The organism is Bacteroides sp. AF25-5LB (assembly GCF_003602965.1).
Lineage (GTDB): Bacteria > Bacteroidota > Bacteroidia > Bacteroidales > Bacteroidaceae > Bacteroides > Bacteroides uniformis.
In genome coordinates this window covers 1,814-2,971 of sequence record NZ_QTMC01000039.1, presented here as the reverse complement: position 1 = coordinate 2,971, position 1,158 = coordinate 1,814, and the positions used below count along the sequence as shown (strand labels likewise).

General features: G+C 35.4%; 1 protein-coding gene and 1 pseudogene. One reads left to right on the top strand and one right to left on the bottom strand.

Annotation, left to right across the window (positions count from 1 at the left end; genetic code table 11):
• The first annotated feature begins 24 nt into the window (after window positions 1-24).
• Window positions 25-441, top strand: a complete 417-nt coding sequence (locus DWY57_RS20575; RefSeq protein WP_119962362.1) for a hypothetical protein — start codon at window positions 25-27, stop codon at window positions 439-441.
• Window positions 442-739: 298 nt separating this feature from the next.
• Here DWY57_RS20575 and DWY57_RS20570 read toward each other — a convergent pair.
• A pseudogene (locus DWY57_RS20570) lies at window positions 740-1,158 on the bottom strand (hypothetical protein); the annotation flags it as partial.

The following is a 1,158-nucleotide window of genomic DNA, read 5'->3' as shown; positions in this document are numbered from 1 at the left end:
CTTTGCCCCTTAAATGTAAGAGATATGGCAGGACAAGATATTAAAGAGAATGCAATGGCTGGTGGAACACCTACAAGATTGCGTGGACTGGCAGCAAATGGTGATAGTATTAGTCCGACATTGACAGAAGTAATGAATGCAATAGGAATATACACCTATAGCTTTACATTGGCAGCAAGTGAAGAAAAAGACCTTGGCAACCTTGGATATGGATTGTACTTAATTACATCACCAGAAAACGCAACAACTGCTATATTTAGTTGTGGTGCCTATCCGATTTGCTTTGTTTCAGATGCAGGCAGAAATAATTACTGTGATTATACAGATGGGACTAAGGATGTTGTTTTTGGACGAAAAGAAGTGAATGGGAACTTCTTTATCACAAATAGGAATAAAAATAAAATAACCATAAGAATAAAAAGAATTGGTATCTTCTGGTAGTGGTTCTGCAAGCCATGTGGATTTTCATTTGTGTATTTTGTGCGAAAGCAATACTTTTGCGCACTATTGTAATAAATAGGCACAGAAGTGTATTTTGTTCGCGAGAATAGAATGCATGACAAAGCTGCTGATTTGTCTGTACATTATTGGCTCATTTTACTTTCATCTCAAAGATATAATGTACATGACAAATAATGTTTTAGGTTATGCCCGTTCTGACCGAGATGGCCGGAACGGGTAATACTAATTAGTCCTCTATTAAGAATAATCCAGCAAAGAATATCTATGACATATAAGCTTAATATGAAGACAAGAATAATATTCTTATATTCATTTTTTCTATATTATTCTGTACAATTATACTATGTTCGTCTTTCCTATAAATATTAATTGTTCCTTCTTGATCTTTTGTTTCGGAAAACTGTCTTGCTTTGCTCAAGACTGTAATATTGTTGGCAAACACTCCCATTATATGCCCTCCAATGACAGATTCTCCTATAATGAATATAGAATACGGAGCGTTTATTTCCAACAAATCCCCTTTATTGGAATCCCATTTTTTTGTATATATACCCATTTGTTTCGCCAAATCTTCCACAGCAATCTTATTCTGGTTGTTGCTTTTCTCACCATACACATACGATAGGTCAGTGACTACCGGAAATTGGTTCATTGCTATATCCTGCTTCTCTGCCATAATCTCACATTTAAGGGGCA

Bases quoted from the DNA above. Each gene is read 5' to 3' on its own strand.
- DWY57_RS20575 (WP_119962362.1), top strand. From the start codon at position 25: ATGGCAGGACAAGATATTAAAGAGAATGCAATGGCTGGTGGAACACCT.